The 19,935-nt window shown below is 74.7% G+C and carries 17 protein-coding genes; 8 read left to right on the forward strand and 9 right to left on the reverse strand.

The features are described from left to right. Nucleotides 1-36: 36 nt before the first annotated feature. From ACZ3HQ_RS07505 to ACZ3HQ_RS07515, 3 genes are read left to right on the forward strand one after another with little or no spacing between them, the layout of a single operon-like run. The gene (locus tag ACZ3HQ_RS07505) at nt 37-1,266 is read left to right on the forward strand and encodes a cytochrome P450 (RefSeq protein WP_467508761.1); all 1,230 of its coding nucleotides are present in this window, start codon (nt 37-39) and stop codon (nt 1,264-1,266) included. A gap of 13 nt (nt 1,267-1,279) precedes the next feature. Next, nucleotides 1,280-1,480: a ferredoxin gene (locus ACZ3HQ_RS07510; protein WP_135784678.1), complete on the forward strand. Its 201-nt coding sequence runs from the start codon at nt 1,280-1,282 to the stop codon at nt 1,478-1,480. Between the two features lie 39 nt (nt 1,481-1,519). Beyond that, complete coding sequence (locus ACZ3HQ_RS07515; protein ID WP_467508762.1) at nt 1,520-2,029, forward strand: flavoprotein; 510 nt, start codon at nt 1,520-1,522, stop codon at nt 2,027-2,029. Between the two features lie 5 nt (nt 2,030-2,034). On the opposite strand, the gene ACZ3HQ_RS07520 is transcribed toward ACZ3HQ_RS07515, so the two are convergent. Continuing rightward, nucleotides 2,035-2,847: an endo alpha-1,4 polygalactosaminidase gene (locus ACZ3HQ_RS07520; protein WP_467508763.1), complete on the reverse strand. Its 813-nt coding sequence runs from the start codon at nt 2,845-2,847 to the stop codon at nt 2,035-2,037. A 222-nt stretch (nt 2,848-3,069) separates the two neighbouring features. On the opposite strand from ACZ3HQ_RS07520, the gene ACZ3HQ_RS07525 reads away from it, so the two are divergent. Continuing rightward, nucleotides 3,070-4,884, forward strand: coding sequence for a ricin-type beta-trefoil lectin domain protein (locus ACZ3HQ_RS07525; RefSeq protein WP_467508764.1), 1,815 nt, complete (start codon nt 3,070-3,072; stop codon nt 4,882-4,884). An 8-nt stretch (nt 4,885-4,892) separates the two neighbouring features. On the opposite strand, the gene ACZ3HQ_RS07530 is transcribed toward ACZ3HQ_RS07525, so the two are convergent. The 4 genes from ACZ3HQ_RS07530 to ACZ3HQ_RS07545 form a co-directional block, all read right to left on the reverse strand. Further along, complete coding sequence (locus ACZ3HQ_RS07530; protein WP_467508765.1) at nt 4,893-5,387, reverse strand: universal stress protein; 495 nt, start codon at nt 5,385-5,387, stop codon at nt 4,893-4,895. A 31-nt stretch (nt 5,388-5,418) separates the two neighbouring features. Next, nucleotides 5,419-6,672 carry an arsenic transporter gene (locus tag ACZ3HQ_RS07535; protein ID WP_467509059.1) on the reverse strand — a complete coding sequence of 418 codons (1,254 nt, stop codon included), beginning with the start codon at nt 6,670-6,672 and terminating at the stop codon, nt 5,419-5,421. 91 nt (nt 6,673-6,763) lie between these two features. Next, a complete protein-coding gene (locus ACZ3HQ_RS07540) occupies nt 6,764-7,468 on the reverse strand; it encodes a DUF4232 domain-containing protein (protein WP_467508766.1) in 705 nt (234 codons plus the stop codon). Nucleotides 7,469-7,655: 187 nt separating this feature from the next. Further along, the gene (locus tag ACZ3HQ_RS07545; protein WP_467508767.1) at nt 7,656-9,032 is read right to left on the reverse strand and encodes a serine/threonine-protein kinase; all 1,377 of its coding nucleotides are present in this window, start codon (nt 9,030-9,032) and stop codon (nt 7,656-7,658) included. Between the two features lie 61 nt (nt 9,033-9,093). Here ACZ3HQ_RS07545 and ACZ3HQ_RS07550 point away from each other — a divergent pair, with 61 nt between their 5' ends. Continuing rightward, nucleotides 9,094-9,627, forward strand: coding sequence for an RNA polymerase sigma factor (locus ACZ3HQ_RS07550; RefSeq protein WP_467509060.1), 534 nt, complete (start codon nt 9,094-9,096; stop codon nt 9,625-9,627). Between the two features lie 28 nt (nt 9,628-9,655). On the opposite strand, the gene ACZ3HQ_RS07555 is transcribed toward ACZ3HQ_RS07550, so the two are convergent. Continuing rightward, a complete protein-coding gene (locus ACZ3HQ_RS07555; protein WP_467508768.1) occupies nt 9,656-11,281 on the reverse strand; it encodes a multicopper oxidase family protein in 1,626 nt (541 codons plus the stop codon). Nucleotides 11,282-11,442: 161 nt separating this feature from the next. On the opposite strand from ACZ3HQ_RS07555, the gene ACZ3HQ_RS07560 reads away from it, so the two are divergent. The 3 genes from ACZ3HQ_RS07560 (at nt 11,443) to ACZ3HQ_RS07570 (ending at nt 14,034) form a co-directional block, all read left to right on the forward strand. Next, the gene (locus ACZ3HQ_RS07560) at nt 11,443-11,685 is read left to right on the forward strand and encodes a hypothetical protein (protein WP_078858354.1); all 243 of its coding nucleotides are present in this window, start codon (nt 11,443-11,445) and stop codon (nt 11,683-11,685) included. Nucleotides 11,686-11,691: 6 nt separating this feature from the next. After that, on the forward strand, nt 11,692-12,069 hold the full coding sequence (locus ACZ3HQ_RS07565; protein ID WP_467508769.1) for a toxin Doc: 378 nt from the start codon (nt 11,692-11,694) through the stop codon (nt 12,067-12,069). A gap of 384 nt (nt 12,070-12,453) precedes the next feature. Further along, nucleotides 12,454-14,034 (forward strand): RICIN domain-containing protein, encoded by a 1,581-nt coding sequence (locus ACZ3HQ_RS07570; RefSeq protein ID WP_467508770.1) that lies wholly within the window; start codon nt 12,454-12,456, stop codon nt 14,032-14,034. A 58-nt stretch (nt 14,035-14,092) separates the two neighbouring features. Here the strand turns inward: ACZ3HQ_RS07570 and ACZ3HQ_RS07575 are convergent, their stop codons facing one another. The 3 genes from ACZ3HQ_RS07575 to ACZ3HQ_RS07585 all read right to left on the reverse strand — a co-directional run bounded on the left by ACZ3HQ_RS07575 (nt 14,093) and on the right by ACZ3HQ_RS07585 (nt 19,872). After that, nucleotides 14,093-15,262 carry a lactate 2-monooxygenase gene (locus tag ACZ3HQ_RS07575; protein ID WP_467508771.1) on the reverse strand — a complete coding sequence of 390 codons (1,170 nt, stop codon included), beginning with the start codon at nt 15,260-15,262 and terminating at the stop codon, nt 14,093-14,095. A 128-nt stretch (nt 15,263-15,390) separates the two neighbouring features. Continuing rightward, nucleotides 15,391-16,536, reverse strand: a complete 1,146-nt coding sequence (locus ACZ3HQ_RS07580) for a tetratricopeptide repeat protein (RefSeq protein WP_467508772.1) — start codon at nt 16,534-16,536, stop codon at nt 15,391-15,393. Nucleotides 16,537-16,575: 39 nt separating this feature from the next. Continuing rightward, nucleotides 16,576-19,872, reverse strand: coding sequence for a CHAT domain-containing protein (locus tag ACZ3HQ_RS07585; RefSeq protein WP_467508773.1), 3,297 nt, complete (start codon nt 19,870-19,872; stop codon nt 16,576-16,578). Nucleotides 19,873-19,935 lie beyond the last annotated feature (63 nt).

The raw sequence follows: 19,935 nt of genomic DNA on the forward strand, positions 1-19,935 counted from the left end.
CGGTTCGAGGTACTTCTTCGTCTGCGAGGTCCATCCATGACGGAACTGACGGACACCACCGGCCCGGCGAAGGCGGCCGATCCCGTCGCCTTCCCGCAGGACCGCACCTGTCCCTACCACCCGCCCACCGGGTACGGCCCGCTGCGCGACGGCCGGCCCGTCTCCCGCGTCACCCTGTACGACGGCCGCCAGGTCTGGGCCGTCAGCGGTCACTCCGCGGCCCGCGCCCTGCTCGCCGACCCCAGGCTCTCCAGCGACCGGCGCCGCCCCGAGTTCCCCATCCCCACCGCCCGGTTCGCGGGCGTCCGGGACCGCCGCGTCGCCCTGCTGGGCCTGGACGACCCCGAGCACCAGATCCAGCGGCGGATGATGATCCCGTCCTTCACGGTCAAACGCGCCGCCGCGCTCAGGCCCGCCATCCAGGCGATCGTCGACGACCTGCTGGACGCGATGATCGAGCGGGGGCCCGGTGCCGAGCTGGTGTCGGCCTTCGCGCTGCCCGTGCCGTCCATGGTCATCTGCGACCTGCTCGGGGTGCCGTACGCCGACCACGAGTTCTTCGAGGAGCAGTCCCGCAGGCTGCTGCGCGGGCCGACCGCCGACGACAGCCAGAACGCCCGCAAGGAGCTGGAGACCTACCTCGGCGGCCTGATCGACGCCAAGGCCGGCCACCCCGAGCCGGGTAAGGGGGTCCTGGACGACCTGGTCCACAAGCAGCTCAGCGAGGGCGCCCTGGACCGGGACGAGGTCGTCTCGCTCGCCGTCATCCTGCTGGTCGCCGGGCACGAGACCACCGCCAACATGATCTCGCTGGGCACCTACACCCTGCTCCAGCACCCCGACCGGCTGGCCGAGCTGCGCGCCGACCCCGCGCTGCTGCCCGCGGCCGTCGAGGAGCTGATGCGGATGCTGTCCATCGCCGACGGCCTGCTCCGGGTGGCCCTCGACGACATCGAGATCGAGGGGGTCACCATCAGGGCCGGGGAGGGCGTGATGTTCTCCACCTCGGTGATCAACCGTGACGACTCCGTGTACGCCGACCCCGACGCCCTCGACTTCGGCCGCTCCGCCCGCCACCACGTCGCCTTCGGCTTCGGCATCCACCAGTGCCTGGGCCAGAACCTGGCGCGCGCGGAGCTGGAGATCGCCCTCGGCACCCTCTTCGCCCGGCTGCCCGGCCTGCGCCTCGCGGTCCCGGCCGAGGAGATCCCGTTCAAGCCCGGCGACACGATCCAGGGGATGCTGGAACTCCCCGTGACCTGGTAAGAGGCTTCTCGCCATGCACACCGACATCGAGATCGACAAGGACCTCTGCATCGGCGCGGGCCAGTGCACCCTGGCCGCCCCGAGCGTGTTCACCCAGGACGACGACGGCTACAGCACCCTGCTGCCCGGCGCCGAGGACGGGGCGGGCAGCCCCATGCTCCGGGAGGCCGCCCGCGCCTGCCCGGTCGGCGCGATCACCGTCACCGAGAGCTGACCGCCGCTCAGTTGTCGTATGTCCTTATAGGGTTTCCCGGTGACCGAACTCGCCGGGAAACCCTTTCTCTACGTCGTCGTCTGCGCGGCCGGGGTCGCCTCCGGCGTGGACACGCTCATCGCGGCGGCCCAGGAACGGGGCTGGGAGGTGGGTGTCATCGCCACCCCGGCCGCGATGAACGGCTTCTTCGACGCGCCCGGCACCGAGTCCCGCACCGGCCGCCCGGTCCGCTCCGCCTGGCGCTCCCCGGCCGACCCGCGCCCCTTCCCGCCGCCGGACGCGGTCGTGGTGGCTCCGGCGACCTTCAACACCGTCAACAAGTGGGCCCAGGGCATCGCCGACACCCTGGCCGTCGGCACCCTGTGCGAGGCGCTCGGGCTCGGCGTGCCCATCGCGGTGCTGCCCAGCGTGGGGGAGGCGCTGGCCGCCCACCCCGCCTACCGGGAGAGCCTGACCCGGCTGCGCGGGCTCGGCGTGCGCTTCGGCGAGGGCCGGGTGCCGGGCGGGTTCGCGTGGACACGCGGGCTGGAACTGCTGGACCGCCCCTGACGGCATCAGCCCGTCCGGCGTACGTACCCCGCCTCGCCCGGTGTGGAGACGTCCAGGTCGCGGCGGACGATGCTGAGCCGCGAGCCCCAGCCGGCCACCGCCTTGCGCATGCCCTCGTCGGTGTACTCGATGTCCAGCACCCGGTCGTCGTAGGCGCGGGCGTAGACCCCGCACTCGTCGTACTGGCCGCACTCCTCGGCCACCGCGAAGTCGAGACCGGCGCTCTCGCGCTCGTCCGCCAGCTCCGGGGTGTTCTTCTGGCCCACGGCCAGGTGGCGGGCGTGCGCGTGCCGGGTGAGCAGGCGCATGAAGGCGGTCGCGTCGGCGGGGGTGAGGAGGCGGTGGGAGCGGGTGTAGCTGTCGTAGTTGTCGGGCTCGATGGCGTCGTAGCCCTTCTCAGCGCAGCCGTCGGTCCAGCGGTTCACCCGGTCGGCGATCCGCTCCCGCCTGGCCGGGGTGCCGATGTCGAGCAGGGGCTCGTCCCAGTCCTCGTCGATGACGACCTTGCCCGTGCGGTCACGCAGCAGCAGGTCGGCCGGCCAGTCGGCCCGCTCCTGCGGCTGGACCTGGAAGGCGTTGACGTAACAGACGTTGTACAGCCCCTTCGCGGGGGAGTCGGCGCGGTCACGGGTGACGATCCGGACCCCTGCGGGCGGTGGGTAGGCGCCGCCGATCTGGTAGTCGAACCCGGCGTGTTCCGGTGGCGGTTCGGGCGCATGCGAAGCCTGGTGGTCCCCGGTGCCGCAGCCGGTGAGGAGCAGGAGGAGGGCGAGGAGAAAGGCTCGGCTCCCGCCACGCGGGCTCGTCTCGGTCGGCACCCGTTGATCCAACCGGGCGGCCCGGAGCGCGTCAACTCGGTGCCGGAGCGTGCCCTGTTTCCGGCGGGAGATCTCTTGTTCCCCCCTGTCGCCCTGTGCGAAAGTGTGCGTCGCCGCGACAGGGGCGATTGCCCTTCGCTGAACGGGAGTTGATGGCCCCGCGTCCACCGTCCTGCCGATTGGTGCGGACCTGATTCCGTGTGGATTCTGGAGGAACAGCGCGTGAAGGGCGAAGGTCCGTCGAATTCCCGTTATTCCGCCGGGCCGTTCGGTATATCCGACGGCGAACTCAGCGCGGAACTCCAGAAGTGGACGGGGTCGGCGTCCGCCCTCCACCCCGTCGGTGAACTCCTCGACCGGCACTGGGCCGCCGCCTTCGCCTACGCCCGGCTGTGCGCGGACGGGCCGCGCGCGGCCGGCATGCTGACCACGGCCGCGTTCACCCGGCTCTTCGGCGAGTCGCTGCGCCAGGCCGGGCCGTCCGCCGCCTGGCGGCCCCAACTGCTGGTCACCGTACGGCGTATCGCCGCCGAGTGGGACACCGACGGCCGCCAGGAACTCCTGCACCCCGCGCTGCGCCCCGACCCGGCGAGCGGGGAGCGCGCCGCCGCCCGGCTGCTCCCGCCGCCCGGCCGACGGCTGCTGGCCCGCGCCTTCCAGCGGCTGTCGCAGCCCTCGCGCGCCGTGCTCTGGCACACCGAGGTCGAGGGCGAACCCCTCGCCGTACCCGCCGCGCTGCTCGGGCTGGACGAGGAGAGCACGGCCGTCGAACTCGGCCGCGCCCGCGAGCGGTTGCGCGAGGAGTGCCTCCAGACGCACCGCGAACTCGCCCCCGACGCGGAGTGCGGACGCTACCTGCGGATGCTGGACGTCACCTTCCGGCGCGGCGCCGGCCTCGCCATGGACCCGGACCTGCGCGGCCACCTCGACGGCTGCGGCCACTGCGCCCGCACCGCCGACCAGCTCGCCCGCTTCCACGACGGGCTCGCCCTCGCGCTCGCCGAGGCCGTGCTCGGCTGGGGCGCCGCCGCCTACCTCGCCGCCCGCGCCGACGACAGCGCCGCACCGCCCGCACCGGTGCCGCCCCTGCCCGCCGGCGGCGAGGAGTTCGTCCCCTCACCGCCCCCCGCCGAGGCGGACCGGGCCCCTGTCGGCCGGACCGCCCACCGCGCGGCCCGGCGGGTCCGGCGCCGCAATGTCTCGCTGGCCGTCGCCACCGTCGGCGCCCTCGTCGCGCTGCCCCTGGTGCTGTGGTCGGTGCTCGGCTCCGACGACAGTCCCACCACCGCCCACGGCGCCACCCCGTCCCCGGCCCCGGACACCTCCACACCCGAGCCGCAGCCGTCCTGGGCAGGCACGGACGGCAACCGGCCCACCGTGCGGGGCAGGCTGCACAACGTGGCCTCCGGGCGCTGCGTCGGCATCGTCGGGAAGAAGCCCGTCGAGGGCGCCGAGACCGAGGTCGTCACCTGCTCCTCGGCCCCCGGCCAGCGCTGGCGGTACGAGGCGGACGGGCGGCTGCGCAGCGACGCGGCGCCCGCGCTCTGCCTGGACTCCCGCCTCGGCTACTCGGTCCGCCTCGCCCCCTGCTCGGCCACCGGCACCGACGGCCGCTTCATCCGCTACGACTTCACCCTCCAGGGCACCCTCGTGCCCCGCTGGAACCAGAACCTCGCCCTCACCCCCGCCGCCACCGACGGCTCCGGCGCGCTGGTGCTGAAGAACCGCGCCGAGACCGCCGTCCAGCGCTGGGTCGTGGACACCGCCCGCAACGACCCGCAGATGGAGGTCGTCAACTGGGACAAGGGCAGCGCGACGGCATCACCCCACCGCACCTCTGCGAGGCCGACCCCCACCGCGCACTCCGCGAGCCCGGCCCCGAGCCCGACCCCCACGCGGACCCCGACCGCCACTTCGACGCCCAGCGCGACGGCCGGCGACAACTGCTCCCCCTACCGGGACCGCTGCGGCTGGGACGGCGGGGGCGGGGGACGCCGGTACGACGGGGGCGGCGGCTACGGAGGATGGCACCGCTGAGCCGTACCTCAGCGGTGGTGCGGCGGGGGCGGCGGGATCGTGCCCAGACCGGGGGCCTGTCCGGGCCAGACCAGGAGGACCGGGCACGGGGCGTGGTCGACGACGAAACGGGCCGCCGGACCCAGACTGTGGGGGCCCAGGCGGGAGCGGTCGCCGTCGCGGGCCAGGACGAGCAGGTCCGCGCCCTCGGCCGCCGCGACCACCTCACGTTCCGGCCGGCCCGAGCGCTCCTCGCGTACACAGGGCCGGCCCAGGCGCTCGGCGGCCGCGTCCAGCAGCTCCGCCGCCGAGCCGTCACCGAGGGCCTGAAGCCGGTCACCCGGATCGGCCTCCCAGGCGCGTCCGCGCCCCATCAGCCCCGCGAACGCCCCGTGCGCCACACCGGGCACCTCCGGCCCCGACACATGCAGCAGCACCACCTCACGGGCGTGCGGGGCGTGCACGCGTACCGCGTCCACACAGGCGGGCCATGTGCCCTCGACGAGCCAGACGACCGCACGCATCCGATGTCCTCCTCGGTCCACGCCACCCCGGTCAGAAGAGCCGCAGTGCCCCCCACAGTGCCACCACCGACACCGCCAGCGCCGAGGGCACGGCGATCAGGCCGAGCCGGGTGAACTCCCCGAGGCCCACGCCCTCGTCGTGCTGGTGCACGATCCGCCGCCACAGCAGGGTGGCCAGCGAACCGGCGTAGGTGAGGTTCGGGCCGATGTTCACGCCCAGCAGCACCGCCAGCACCGCGCCCGCCCCGCCCGGCGCGGCCAGCGGCAGCAGCACCAGCACGGCCGGCAGGTTGTTGATCAGGTTGGCCAGCACGGCCGCCAGGGCGGCGATCCCCAGCAGCGCGGGCAGCCCGCTCCCGGACGGCAGCAGATGCCCGAGCACATCGGAGAGGCCGTTGTCCACGACCGCCCGCACCACCACGCCCAGCGCCAGCACGAACGCCAGGAACGGCGGCGCCGCCGCCCGCACCACGGACAGCGGGGTCGCCTGCCGCCGCGCCACGGCCCGTCCGGCCATGACCAGCGCGCCCGCCGCCGCCGCCCACGCCGGATCGACACCGAACGCCGAGGCCACCACGAACCCGGCCAGCGTGCAGGCCACGGTCACCAGCGCGAACACCGGCAGCGGCGGCTCCTCGCCGGTGTCCCGCGCGGCCGGTGCCGCCGCCGACAGGTCGCGGCGGAAGAAACGCCGGAACACCACGTACTCCACGCCGATCGCCGCCAGCCATGGCAGCGCCATCAGGGCCGCGAACCGGGTGAAGGACAGTCCGCTCGCCGCGAAGGCCAGCAGGTTCGTCAGATTGGACACCGGCAGCAGCAGTGACGCCGTGTTCGACAGATGCGTGCAGGCGTAGACGTGCGGCTTGGGGCGGACGCCGGAGCGGGCGGCCGTGGCGAACACCACCGGGGTGAGCAGCACGATCGTCGCGTCCAGGCTCAGTACGGCGGTGATCGCCGAGGCCAGCGCGAACACCGCCGTCAGCAGCCGTACCGGCCGCCCGCGCGACCAGCGGGCCATCCACGCCCCGCAGGCCCGGAACAGGCCCTCCACGTCGCAGAAGTGGGCCAGGACGAGTACCGCGGCCAGGAATCCGACCACCGGGCCCAGCCGGGCCACCTCGTCGCGGGCGTGGTCGAGGGAGATGGCGCCGGTGAGGACGGCGATCCCGGCGGCGGGCACCGCGAGCACCGCCTCCGTCCGGCCGAAGGGCCGGATCACCGCCCAGGCGAGCACGGCGACGAGCAGGACGGCCGACAGGGCCTCGGCGAGCGGGGTGTTCAGGGCGATCCTCCGGACCGGTGGTGATGTGCCCGCTCATGAAAACAGACCCCGGTGCGCCGGGCCGACGGGGACCCGGCGCCGTCGCACCCGGTCAGGCGCCCGAACCGGGGGCGAAGACGGTCAGGCGGACCGAGGAGGAGTTGCCCGAGACCGGTACCGGACCGCCCGTCCAGGTCACCTTCAGCGGGTCACGCTCGTCGGGCGGGGTGACCACCAGCGAGGCCGGCTTCTGCGACTTGGCGCCGCTGACCTGGGGGTTGGAGAAGGTCAGCCCGGCCCAGGCGCTCTGGCCGGGGCGCAGCGTGACCGTCACCGGGGAGGCCGGGGTGCGCACGGGGTCGGGGCCGAGCTGGGTGCCGGAGGCGTTCACGAAGGCCGCGCCCGGATAGCCGCGCAGGGTGCAGGTGCGGGACGACTTGTTGGTGAGGACGACGGGGAAGTTCTCCTGCCCGGCGCCCGGATCGTTGCGGCCCACGGCGGCCCGCAGCTCCGAGGTGTGGCAGCGGGTGCTCTTAGCGGTGTCGGGCTTGACGGTCTTCGTCGCCGTGTCCGGTGCCGAGCTGGGGGGCGTGGTCCCGCCGCTCTGGGTCACCGGGGAGGGGGTGTCCGCGGGGTCGGGCGAGCCGGTGGACTCGGCCGGGGCGGAGCTCTCGGTCGCGGGCGCGGCCGAGCCGGACACCGTCTTCGCCGGTGCCGCGCCCACGTCACCGTTGCCGCAGGCGGTCAGGAGGCCCAGGACGGCGGCGGAGCCCGCGAGCAGGGTCCCGCGCCGCCTGGCCGGGGATGAGTTCGCCATGTCGCACAAGCCTCCCTGTCAACCACGGCACACGGGGTCCGCGTGCCGCCGGCGCCGGATGCGCCGTCACACCTTCCGATGCGCCGTCCGGCGGAAAAGTTCGGGACGGCCGGAAAAAACTTCCGCGCCCGAAGAAGTCTCCGCTCACCGGGGCCTCCCCGCCACGCCGGACGGGGGTTCCCCCCGATCAGGTGACCCGGAGCGAGCGGAGTATGCCGTCGGTGGCGTCCGGGTCGCCGTGCTGGCGCACCTGCACGTACACCTGCGGGCCGTGCGCGCCGTGCGAGGGGCGCAGCGCGGACTCCGTGACCGAGCCCCCGCCCGCGCACCCGCTCCACACCCGGACCGTGCCCCGCCAGCCGGACCCGGTGAACGCGCGCCGGTCCGCGCCCTCGCAGCCGGGGTGCGCCAGCGCGTCCACCCGGCCGGTGACATCCCCCTCGCCCACGCCGACGAAGACCCCGTTCACCGGCCTGCCCAGGTCGGACCAGCGGGACAGGTCGTCGGCGACCACCAGCCCTGGCTCCCGCCCGCCGGAGAGCCCGAGGGCGCGCGGGTCCCACCCGGAGTCGCGCACCTCCCGGTCCCAGCCCGCGGGCACCTGGACGGCGATACGCCCGGAGGCGTCCCGTACCCGCGCCGACTCGGGGCCCCCGGCGGGCCGGTGCAGCACCAGCGCGACCGTGCCCGCGGCCGCCACCAGGGCCACCGCGACCGCCACGGCGAGGACCGCGCGCCTGCCCCGCACCGCGCCGGCCCACCCCGGCCGGGCGGGGGCCGCTGCCAGCCGCTCCAGCTCGTCGGCGAACGCCCGCGCGGACGGCCAGCGCCGCTCCCGGTCCGGCTCCAGCGCCCGCAGCACCGCCCGCTCGACCTCCGGGTCCAGGTCCGGGCGCAGGCGGCTGGGCGGCACCACCTTGCCCGGCGGGCCCGGCACGGCCTGGGTGAGCAGCTCGTAACCCACCGCGCCCAGGCTGTAGACGTCGGCGCGCTCGTCGATGCCCGCGCCCGGCTCGGCCTGCTCCGGGGGCTGGTAGCCCGCCGAACCTGCCGCGAGGGTCAGCGCCGACGCCTGCGCCAGGCTCTTGGCCAGCCCCAGGTCGGCCAGCAGCAGCCGGCGCCCGCCGTCCGGGGCGGTGCGCAGCAGCAGGTTGGTCGGCTTGATGTCCCGGTGCACGATCCCCGCCTCGTGCAGCGCCGCGGCGCCCCGCGCGGCCAGCGCCGTCAGCTCCAGCGCCTCGGGCACCGGCGGCGGGCCGCCCGTGTGCAGGTCGGCGAGGGTGCCTCCGTCGGCGTACTCCATGACGAAGTACGGCCTGCCGTCGTCCAGTTCACCGATGTCGTAGACCTGCACCACCCGGCTGGACCCGGCCTTCCGGAGCAGCCGGGCCTCGGAGAGGAAGCGCTCGCGCACATCGAGGCGGTGGGACCAGTTGTCGGCGAGCACCTTGACCGCCACCAGGGCGTCCAGTTCCTCGTCGTGGGCGAGCCACACCGTGGCGAACGCCCCGCTGCCCAGGCGCCGTTGCAGGCGGTACCGGCCGATCCGCTCCGGGGAGTGCATACGACTATCATGCCTGCCCTGAGATCGACTTCGAGGGGGAGCCGACGTGCCGGACGCCGCGATGGCCGAAGAGCTGGCCCGACTGGCGGCGGCGGGCGACCGGGCGGCTCTGGACCGGCTGCTGACCGAGCTGCGGCCGGAGGTGGTGCGCCGCTGCGGGCGCTTCCTGCCCTGCCGGGAGGACGCCGAGGAGGCCGCCCAGGACGTACTGCTCCAGGTGGCCCGGCACATCGGCGGCTTCGAGGGCCGCAGCCGCTTCAGCACCTGGCTCTACACCGTCGTCGCCAACTGCTGCCGGCAGAAGTACCGCGAGCTGAAGCGGCGGGCCGCCGAACAGCCCGCCCCCGCCGAGGTGCCGGAGCCCGCCGACCCGCGCACCACCAGCGTCATCGCGGGCTCCCGGATCGACCTGCTGGAGGCGCTGGACCGGCTGGAGCGCGAGCACCCCCACCTGGTCGCCCCGCTGGTCTACCGCGACCTGTGCCAACTGGAGTACGCCGAGGCCGCCGAACGCGCGGGCATCCCGCTGGGCACCCTGAAGTCCCGGCTGCACGAGGCCCGCAGGCTGGTCCGGCCCTGGCTGCGCGACCGGTGACCCGCCACCGGGGCGGGTCCGGGGACGCTCACTTCTTGTAGCCGAGCACCGTCATCATGCCGCTCTCCGAGTGGTACTGGTTGTGGCAGTGCAGCATCCACAGACCGGGGTTGTCGGCGTCGAAGTCGATGACCAGCTTGCGGTGCGGCAGCACCACGGCGGTGTCCTTGCGGGCGCCCACCGCGTCGAGGCCGGTCAGCGCGAAGGTGTGGCCGTGCAGATGCAGCGGGTGCCACATGTCGGTGGCGTTGATCAGCGTCATCCGCACCCGCTCCCCGGCCCGCACCGCGTGCCGTTCGCGCACGTCGTACTGCTTGTGGTCGAAGCCCCAGTCGTACTTGGCCATGGTGCCGGTGACCCTGATGCGCATCTCGCGGTCCGGCTCGCGGTGGTCCAGGGCGACGGAGTCGGCGGGCAGCAGCCGGCGCGCCGGGAGCACCTCCCGGTCCAGCTCCGGCAGCTTCACACCCGCAGGAGGAACGGTTCTGCTGCTGTCGGTACGGAGCACCGCGAGCGCCTGGCCGCTCTTGCCCTCGGCCACCGCGACCAGCGGGAACACCCCGTCCTTGGCCGTGATCAGCACGTCGTACCGCTCCGCCATGCCGACCAGCAGCGCGTCCGTCTCCCGGTGCTGGACCGGGTAGCCGTCGGTGTGGGTCACCGTCAGCTTGTGGCCGCCGAGCGCCACCCGGAAGGCGGTGTCCGAGCCCGCGTTGATGATCCGCAGCCGCACCCGCTCGCCGGGACGGCACTTGAACGAGGTCGGCGCGCCCGGCCGGCGCCCGTTGATCAGGTAGATCGGGTACGAGACGTTGCCCCCGACCCCGTCCAGGATGCGGCTCTTCGCCCCGTGCAGCATGCGGTTCGGGCCGGTGTTCTTCGGCGGGTGGGGCATCGCCGACATCGGGGGCTCGTGCGGGTGGGCGGTCGGGCGGGCCGGGTGTTCGGGGCCCATCATCGCCATGCCGCCGCCCGGCTTGAGCTGCTGCAGCACCTTCTCCGGGGTGGAACCGTCGACGCCGTCCACCCAGTCGTCGAGGACGACCACCCACTCCTTGTCGTACTTCAGCGGCTCGCGGGGGTCGTCCACCACGAGCGGCGCGTACAGGCCCCGGTCCGGCTGCATGCCGACGTGGCTGTGCAGCAGATAGGTGCCGGGGTCGGCCACGGTGAAGCGGTAGTTGAAGTCCATCCCGGACGGGATGGAGTCCTGGGTGAGGCCCGGCGCGCCGTCCATGTCGCAGCGCAGCCGGACGCCGTGCGAGTGGAGCGTGGTGGTCTCCGGCAGCCGGTTGGCGAGCGTGATGCTCAGGACGTCACCGGCCGTCGCCCGCACCAGTGGTCCGGGCAGCGCGTCCTGGTACGCCCAGGTGCGCACCGACCGGCCGCCCAGGTCCAGCGTGGTCTCGCCGGCCGTGAGCGTGAACATGCGCACCCGGCCCGACCCGCGCCGCCGCTCGGCGGCCCGGACCTCCGGACCCGAGGGTTCGACGTAACCCGCGGGCCCCGGCGGGACGAAGTTCCCCGCCGCCATCATCGTGCCGCGCGGTCCGGGCCGGGGCCGGGGGCCCGAGTCGGAGCAGGCGGCCAGGAGTCCCGCGCCCGCGGCAGCGAGCGGGACGCGGAGGAGAGTACGCCGCGAAGGTGTATGCATGAAGGAAATAAGACACTTTTTGTGCTCATATGTGATGGATCTGGAGGCGGCGCGTCTGCTGGTGTCGGCCCGGCGAGGCGTCACAGAGGCCGGGTACCGGGGCAGTGTGCGGCTGATCTGGCTCGATTTACGGGTGAGTACCCTCGCGGTACCGTGAGGGCATGCCAGCTCTCAACGTGGAGTTCAGCGAGCGCGAACTAGCGGACCTGCGGCAGATCGCCAAGGAACGCGGTACGTCGATGAAGGCCCTGGTGCGGGAGGCGGCCGCGGCGGACATCGCCCGGCACCGGGCGCTGAAGGAGGGCGCGGAGACGTTCCGGGCCTTCTTCACCGCGCACGCCGAGGAGTTCGCCGCCGCCTTCCCCGACGACGAGGCCGTACCGGCCAGGGGTGAGGCCGCCTGACCGGCGATGGCCCCCGTCATCCACATCGACGTCCCCTGGCTGCTCCAGCGTCATGAGGACGTCCTGCCCGAACAGCCGTCCGTGGACGACTTCTCCGCCTTGGTCGCCGCCGTGGCCCGGCACCGCGTCGACCCGCCCCGGCTCGGTGTCGACTCCGACCCCGCCTGGCGGGCCGCCGCCCTGCTGCACACCCTCGCCGTGCTCCGCCCGCTGCCCTCGGCCAACGCCCGCTTCGCCTGCGCCACCGCCGTCGCCTATCTGCACATCAGCGGCGCCGGCATCGACCCGCCGTACGGTGCCCTCGTCGACCTCGTCCGCGACCTGACCGACGGCCGCGCCGACGTGTACGGCGCGGCCGAACGGCTGAGGTCCTGGCGGATCTGACACCACTCCGGCGGACGGGGGAAGCCGTACGGCGATCGGCCGGGGGGTCTTCCGGGCGGGACCGCGCCCAGTCCACACCGGTGCCGCGCGGCGGGAGAAGCGTGTGCGGGCGGCCGTCGTGTGCGCGGACTTCACACGGGGCGCGCGAAACCCGCCCGACTCCGACTTCCCGGCAAACCCGGTGATGTGGGACGCGCTCCTTGTTGCGTGTGGAGAATTTGTGCGAGGGTTGACACTCCCGCGCGGGGGGTGAAGTCCGGAACCGATTCGGCAGTTGGGCCACCGGGCCGGGGGACGCCGGGGCGGAGCCGTGGGTCCCGTTCACTCCGTGCGCACCCCGGAGGACCGCTCCCACGCTCCGCACGCGCCAAAGGAAACCGCTCAGTGACCACCCCTCAGCCTCCCCTTCCCCCCTACCTGCCCGGCACGGCGGCGGGGGAGTCCGACGAGTCCACGGCCGCCCCGCTGCGCGCCGGTTCGGACCAGGAGGCGTCCCGGTCGACCGCCCTGCTGATGGCCCGGCACTGGCAGCCCGCCGCCGACTACGCCGTGATCTGCCTCGCCGGTCCCGGACCACTGGCACACATGGTCACCGCCGCCGTCTTCCACCAGGCGCTCGACCGGCTCTCCCTCGGCGAGCCCGCCGAGGCGCTGCGGCCCCGGCTGCTGGTGGCCGTACGGGACACCGTCCTCGACTGGGCGGCCGACGACCGCCTCACCGCCGCCCTGCCCGGCCTCGCCAAGCCCGCCGGGGGACGCGGGATGCGCGCCGCGAACTCCCTCACCCCGGACAGCCGCGTCCTCACCGAACGGGCCTTCCACCTGCTGCCCCGGCTGGAGCAGACTCTGCTCTGGCACACCGAGGTCGAGGCCGAGCCGGTGACCGTCCCCGCCGCGCTGCTCGGCGTGGACCCGGTGAGCGCGGCCGCCGCACTCGAACAGAGCCGGGAGAAGCTGCGCGCGGGTGTGCTGCGCGCACACCGCGAGTTGGCGCCCAGTGGGGAATGCCGCCACTACAACCGGCTGCTCGATGTGCCGCTGCGCCGGGGCGGGGACGTACTGCCCGACGTCCGGCAGCACTTGGACGCCTGCTCCTACTGCCGGTACGCCGCCGAACAGCTCGGCCAGATCGACGGCGGCGCCGGGCTGCTGCTCGCGGAGGCGGTCCTCGGCTGGGGCGCCCGCCGCTACCTCGACTCCCGGCCGGGCCGGGGTCAGGCCGCCGCCGCTCCGGGCGGGGCCCCGCGCTCCGGCGGGCGCCGGCGGGCCGGCAAGCGGGGTGCGGGGCGGCGCGGCAGCGGATGGTCGCTGCGTACCGGGGCGGGTGTCGTCTCGGCCGGGCTGCTGGCGACCGGGCTGGCCTTCGCCGTCTGGCCCGAGGCGGAGGGCGGACGCGCCCCGGTGGCCTCCGCCGGGGCCGCGCCCGCCGCCGACCCCCGTACCGCGCAGCCCTCGTCGGCCGCCTCCCCGACGCCGCCCCTGGCCGGCCGGCCGATCCGGCTGCGCAATGTGGGGGCCGCACTCTGCCTGGGCATCAAGGGCGAGCCGGAGCGCGGCGGGCTGGTGACGCTGGCCCTGTGCTCGGACGCCGTCACCCAGCAGTGGACCTACGACGCGGACGGCCTCCTGCACAGCCAGGCCGACCCCGAACTGTGCCTCGACTCCCACGCGGACGCCGCCGTCGTCATCCTCGGCACCTGCGACGACGCGGGGACCCAGCGCGGGGACGACGTACGGTACGACCTCACCGTGCGGGGCGAGCTGCTGCCCCGCTGGGACGAGACCCTCGCGCTGGCCTCGGCGGACGCGCGTCCCGGCGCCGACATCGTCGTCTCGCTCCGCGACCGCTCACCCGCCCAGCACTGGCTGGCCGACACCCCGTCGGCCACCCCCGGCTCCCTGTCGATAGCGGAGACCCCCAAGACCCCGGCCCGCCAGGCGGAGGCGCCGGACCAGGGGGCCTAGGGGGTGTCCGCAAAGTCCCGCCTGACTCGCCGGGGCCAGGCGGCCCGGGAGGAGCGCCCTAGCTGAGCCCCTCCGTCAGGACGGAGGGGTCCAGGGTGGCGGGGGAGGCGTGGCCGGAGAGGGCCAGGGTGAGGTCGAGTTCCGCGAGGATGCCGCGGATGACGTGCTCGACGCCCGCCTGTCCGTCCAGCCCGAGCCCGTACGCGTAGGGGCGGCCGAGCAGGACCGTGCGGGCGCCCAGGGCGAGGGCCTTGGCGATGTCGTCGCCGGTGCGGATGCCGCTGTCGAAGAGCACGTCGAGCCGGTCGCCGACCGCGCCGGCGATCCCCGGCAGGGCGTCGGCGGCGGCGACGGAACCGGCGACCTGACGGCCGCCGTGGTTGGAGACCACGACCCCGTCCATCCCGGCGTCGGCGGCCGCGCGGGCGTCGTCCGGGTGCAGGATGCCCTTGAGGACGATCGGGCCGTCCCAGTGCTCCCGCAGGAACGCCAGGTCCGGCCAGGTGTGCCCGGCGTCCCCGAAGAGGCCGAGGAAGCGGAGGACGGCCGCGTCCGGGTCCTCCTCCACCGGCTTGGCGAGACCCGCCCGGAAGGCGGGGTCGGTGAAGTAGTTGGCGGTGCCGACGCCGTGCAGGAACGGCAGATACGCCCGGTCCAGATCGCGCGGGCGCCAGGACAGCAGCGGGGTGTCGAGCGTGACGACCAGCACCGAGAAGCCGGCCGCTTCCGCCCGGCCCAGGAAGCTCCGGGTCACCTCGCGGTCGCTGCCCCAGTAGAGCTGGAACCAGCGCTCGGCGTCCCCCATCGACTCCGCGACGGTCTCCAGCGGTGTGCTCGACGCCGACGACAGGATGAACGGCACACCCTGCGCGGCGGCGGCCCGCGCGGCCCCACACTCCGCGTCCGGGTGCATGATCGACAGCACGCCGACCGGCGCCAGAGCCAGTGGCGCGGGCAGCGTACGGCCCAGCACCCGTACGGAGAGGGCCCGTTCCGCCACGTCCCGCAGCATGCGCGGCACGATCCGGCGGCGCTCCAGCGCGGTCCGGTTGGCGCGCTCGGTGCTGCCGTTCCCGGCGCTTCCGGCGACATACCCGACCGGTCCCGGCCCGAGCCGGTGCTCCGCCAGCTCCTCCAGCCGGGTCAGATCGGTGGGCAGCCGGGGGACCGTCCCGTCCATGCCGTTCAGATAGATCTCGTACTGAAAGTCAGCCCACCGAGCACCCACGCCGCCGCTCCCTTTCCTTGAGTGTCATGCTCAGCTCAGTGTGCCTCAGGGGGCGGGCCGGGCCGACCCGGCCCGGCGACAGGGTGGACCGGTCAGGCTGACAGTGCGGGTGGTCAAGAGGGCAACGGTCAGGTCGAGTTGTCGCGCAGCCAGGCCAGTCGTTCCGCTGTCGTGCGGGTCAGGGGGTGGTGGGGGCCGAAGACGCGGGTGTAGTCCGTGTGGCAGCGGGTGAGGAGTGTCGCGGCCTCCTGGTGGTCGCCGTTGTCGATCAGGACGTTGGCGAGGTTGTCGCGGGCGTGGAGGGTGTCGGGGTGCGACTCGCCCTTGTGGTGGAGGGTGAGGGTGAGGACCTCGCGGAGGGTGTGGGCCGCTTCGGCGTAGCGCTCGCGGGCGTGGAGGACGGCGGCGAGGTTGTTGCGGGTGGTGAGGGTGTCGGGGTGGGCCGGGCCCTTGCCGCGCTGCTGGGCGGTGAGGACCGAGCGCATCACCGCCTCCGCCTCGTCCAGACGGTCCAGTCGGCACAGCGCGGCGCCCAGGTTGGCACGGGCGGCGAGGCCGGTGTCGTCGTCCTGGAGGCCGAGGCGCTCCAGCCTGGCGACGAGTGAACGCAGTTCGCGTTCCGCCTCGGCCCAGTGGCCGGCCTTGACCAGGGCCCCGGCGTGGCTGCTCGTGGCGGAAAGGACCGCCGGGTCGTCCGGGCCCAGCAGGCGCCTGCGGCGTTCCAGCACGTCCCGGCGCAGGGCGGCCGCCTCCGGCTCACGGCGCAGGTCCTCCAGGACCAAGGCCAGGGAGGACGCGCTGTCCAGGGTGTCCGGGTGGTCGGGGCCGAGGAGTTCGGCGCGGCTGGTCCACACGCTGCGCCACACCTCCTCCGACTTGGCCAGCTCGCCCGTGACGTGCATCAGTCCGGCCAGGTCCGCGGAGGTCGTGAGGGTGTCCTCGTGGACGTAACCGAGCGTCCGGGACTGGGTGTACACCAGGGCCATCAGCCGCTCGCGCGCCTCTTCCTGGCGGCCCTCCATACGGGTGAGCACCCGGGCGTAGTCACGGAACGCCCGCAAAGTGTCCGGGTGTTCGGGGCCGAGCCGCTGGTGGGCGTTGTTGGCGCGCATGCCGTAGAACTCGTCCGGGGGCAGGCCGACGCGGCTGATCTCCTCCTCGGTGCCGTCGTCGTTGAGCATGGTGACGACCAGGTCGGCGGCCGGGGGGAGTTCCGGTCCCGGGGCCTCCCGTCCGCCGTCGTCCCGGCGTTTCCTGCGCCATCCGAGGGCCATGTCCGGACCCCTTCCTCTCGTCGTCCGGTTCCGGAGGTGCTACGCCCCGGAGTGCACATGGGCGGCCCACAGGCTGGGGCTGCCGGGGAAGGCCGTACGGCACTCCCGTACGGCGTGGTGCAGGGCGAGGGCCGCGTCCAGCTCCGCCGGTGCCGAGAGGGCGTCGCGCAGCTCCCGGTACAGCCTCCGCGTGACGCGTACCGCCACCGCGTCGTGCACCGGCCAGAGGGTGCCGATCGCGTGCGGGTACCCGGCGGTCTGGAAGGCCGAGGTGATGTGGATCGACTCGTCCGCCAGCAGCTCCGAGCCCCGCGCGGTCTCGCAGGCGGACAGTACGGCGAGCCGGGCGTCCGGCAGCTCCAGCCGTGCGATGTGACGCACCGTCAGTGGATGCTCCCGGTGGTCGTGCACGAGCAGCCGCGCCCCCGACGGGTCGTCCGGCTCGCTCACCCCGTGGCAGGCGAAGTGGACGTACGGATGAGCGGGGAGCGCCGCCATCACCCCGGCGAACGTGGCACGCGGGCCCGCGATCACCTCGGTCGGCAGCAGCGCGCTCAGCTCCCGCACCTCCCGGCGCACCCCGCCGAGCCTGCGGGCGCCGGGGGCGTCGGGCACGACCACCGCGAGCAGGCGGCCCGAGCGCGGCGGGGCCGCCGCGCGGGCGCGGGCGTAGGCCAGGGCGCGGACGGTCGGCGTGTAGGAGGAGACCGCGAGGTCCAGCACCGTACGGGAGGGGTCGCCGTGGTGGCCGGCCGCGTGCAGGGGCAGCGCGGCGAGCGGGCCGCCCGGCGACCACCACAGCCTCGGCCAGGCGCCGTCCGCCGGCGGGGCGGACAGCCCCAGCGCGTCGAGGACCGGCCCGGTGACGTGGTCCCACGTCCAGGCGAGCACCTCCGCGACCGTCTGCTGCGCGGCCTGCTCCCCGTCCGGCACGGCCGCCTCCGCGAGCGCGGTGCCGAGCCGCCGCGCCTGCTCCTCCACGGCCTCGATACCGGCGCCCGGCAGGGGGACCGGCAGCACCCGGTCCGGCAGCAGGACCAGCGCGTCGCTCCGGTACGGGCTCGCGTACGCCAGGACCACGGGCCCGCGCCCGGCACCTGCCCGTACCTCGGCGGTCGTCGGACCGCCCAGGAAGCCGCCGAAGCCCGGCAGGGTGCGGATCTGCGCGACCAGGTCCTCCCAGGAGGCCGCGAGGACATGCCGTTCGTCGGTGTCCTCCTCGGCGGGGTCCAGCGCGTCGATGAGGTCCCGCAGTTCCATGAAGCGTGCAGCGGCCACGGGGTACGCGGCACGCAGCCGCTCCAGCTCGGCGCGGGCCGCGATGGTCTGCCCGAGCAGCACCCCGCGCCCCTGCTCCAGCAGCAGTACCGCCTGGTCGAGCCGGCCCAGGTGCACCGCACACGCGGCCGCGTCCGCGGCGAGCCCCTGCACACTGGTGAGCCCGTGCTCCTGGTCGTCGCGGCTCAGCCGTCTGCCGATGCTGAACGGCAGCAGGGCGAGGGCCAGTTCGAACCCGTCGAGCGCCTGCTCCCAGCGGCCCGCGTCCGCCGCCGCGATGCCCCAGGAGTACGCGGCGCGGACGCGTTGGGCGGCGGGCAGCGCCGTGATCCCGGCGACCTGCCGGTAGGCGTCCTCCGCCGCGAGCAGCACCGCCGGGTCCTCGGTCGTCATGTGCAGGGTGCGCAGCGCGGACGCGTACGACTGGAGCCGGTTGGCGTGGGGGGCCGCGCCGGGCGCCGACGCCCACACGGACCGGCCCAGCGTGGTCACCGCCTGGTTCAGCAGCGTCGGGTCCTCGGCCGCTAGCGCTCCCGCGAGCTGGGTCAGGCCCAGGTTGTGCAGGTAGTCGGCGTGCTCCGGGGTGCCGTACGCCGTCCGCTCCACGGCCTCGGTCAGCAGGGCGACCGATTCCGCCAGGTCGGCCGGGTCACCGCCGGACTCGTACCGCTGGAAGAGGGCGTTGCCCAGGTGGTTCAGCCGCATGGCCCGCTCCGCGCCGCCGGGCGGGGTCCGGGCGAGGACCCGGCGGGCGGTCTCGACGGCCTCGGCGGCGGCGCCCGCGTCGCCGGTGCGGTCGTGCCAGGTCTGGAGGACCACGCCGAGGTTGGCGAGCTGGGTGTCGGAGTCCTTCGACGTGCGGGGGACGTCCAGTGCCTGCCGGGCCAGCCGGGCCGCCTCGCGCAGGGTCTCCAGGTCGCCCGTCTGGTGGTAGCGCTCGCGCAGGGCCAGGGCGAGGTTCGCCACCCGGCCCACATGGCCCTCCTCCTGCGGCGACGGCTCCGCGACGGCGGCCCTCAGGACGCGCACGGACTCGTCCAGCAGGGCCGCGTCGCTCGCGCGCTCGGCCAGCCGGTGCAGGGCGTTGCCCAGGCTGTTGAGCCGGTGCGGTCGGGCCGGGCTGTCCTGCGGGGTCTCCCGTACGGCCTCGTCCAGCAGGGCCACGGCTACCCGCAGCGGCTCGATGTCCTCGGTGTGCTCGGCCGCCAGCCGGAGGGCCACGCCCAGGCCGGTGAGGGCGCGCACCCGCAGGGGATGACCGCTCGGGGTCGCGGCGAGGGCCGCGTCATGGGCGGTGACCATGGCCTCGATGTCGGCCGGGGCGCCGGTGAGTTCGGCCCTCGTCCGGCAGGCCGTGGCCAGGTGCAGGAGGGCCTGCGGACGGCGGGGTGCCGGGGTGTCCGCGAGGGCCGCGCCCAGCAGGTCGACGGCCTCGCGGGCCCGGGCGGGGTCGCGGTACAGCTCGGCGGTGTGGCGCAGGCTCGCCGCCAGGTTGTTCCGTACGGTCGGCAGCTCCGGGGAGTCCTCGGGCAGCAGGGTCAGCGCGACCCGGCGCAGATGCTCCGCCTCCGCGAGGTCGGCGGTGTCGCCTGTCGCCTCGCCGCGCTCGGCCAGCAGACCGCCGAGGGTGTCGAGGATGAACGGCCGGTTGTCCCAGCCCCGCGCCGGCAGCTCGGCGGCCCGCCGCAGGGCGACGATGCCCGACTCCAAGTCGGCCGGCTCTCGGGTGAGTTCGTGGCGGTCGGCCAGCATGCGGCCCAGCAGGCGGAAGTCCTGCTCGTCCGGTGCGGGGCCCGCCGTGAGCGCCTGTCCCTCGCTGATGGACTCGTCCAGGTCCCGGCGGTCGCGGAACGCCGACCAGCGCATGACCAGGGTGCTGCGCAGTCCCGCCCGGCACTCGGTGTGTACGGGGCCGTCGGGTGGCGCCGCGCGGAGTGCCTCCCGGCAGATCCCGACCGCGCTGTCCAGCGGGCGGCGGTCACCCGTTCGATGGAACTCGTCGATGAGCGCGGCGACTTGGCGGAGCGCGTGCCCAGCGGCTCCCTGCGCGTCCGACATGACCGGCCCCCGTGTGTGACGCCATGGGCTCTGAAGACCCGGAGCCCGATTTTACCCAAGTGG

This window comes from Streptomyces sp. NPDC018263 (assembly GCF_055562575.1).

Coding starts and splice junctions, on each gene's coding strand:
- ACZ3HQ_RS07550 (WP_467509060.1), top strand. CDS start 9,094: ATGGCCGAAGAGCTGGCCCGACTGGCGGCGGCGGGCGACCGGGCGGCT.
- ACZ3HQ_RS07580 (WP_467508772.1), bottom strand. CDS start 16,536: ATGGCCCTCGGATGGCGCAGGAAACGCCGGGACGACGGCGGACGGGAG.
- ACZ3HQ_RS07545 (WP_467508767.1), bottom strand. CDS start 9,032: ATGCACTCCCCGGAGCGGATCGGCCGGTACCGCCTGCAACGGCGCCTG.
- ACZ3HQ_RS07510 (WP_135784678.1), top strand. CDS start 1,280: ATGCACACCGACATCGAGATCGACAAGGACCTCTGCATCGGCGCGGGC.
- ACZ3HQ_RS07530 (WP_467508765.1), bottom strand. CDS start 5,387: ATGCGTGCGGTCGTCTGGCTCGTCGAGGGCACATGGCCCGCCTGTGTG.
- ACZ3HQ_RS07505 (WP_467508761.1), top strand. CDS start 37: ATGACGGAACTGACGGACACCACCGGCCCGGCGAAGGCGGCCGATCCC.
- ACZ3HQ_RS07540 (WP_467508766.1), bottom strand. CDS start 7,468: ATGGCGAACTCATCCCCGGCCAGGCGGCGCGGGACCCTGCTCGCGGGC.
- ACZ3HQ_RS07565 (WP_467508769.1), top strand. CDS start 11,692: ATGGCCCCCGTCATCCACATCGACGTCCCCTGGCTGCTCCAGCGTCAT.
- ACZ3HQ_RS07560 (WP_078858354.1), top strand. CDS start 11,443: ATGCCAGCTCTCAACGTGGAGTTCAGCGAGCGCGAACTAGCGGACCTG.
- ACZ3HQ_RS07555 (WP_467508768.1), bottom strand. CDS start 11,281: ATGCATACACCTTCGCGGCGTACTCTCCTCCGCGTCCCGCTCGCTGCC.
- ACZ3HQ_RS07585 (WP_467508773.1), bottom strand. CDS start 19,872: ATGTCGGACGCGCAGGGAGCCGCTGGGCACGCGCTCCGCCAAGTCGCC.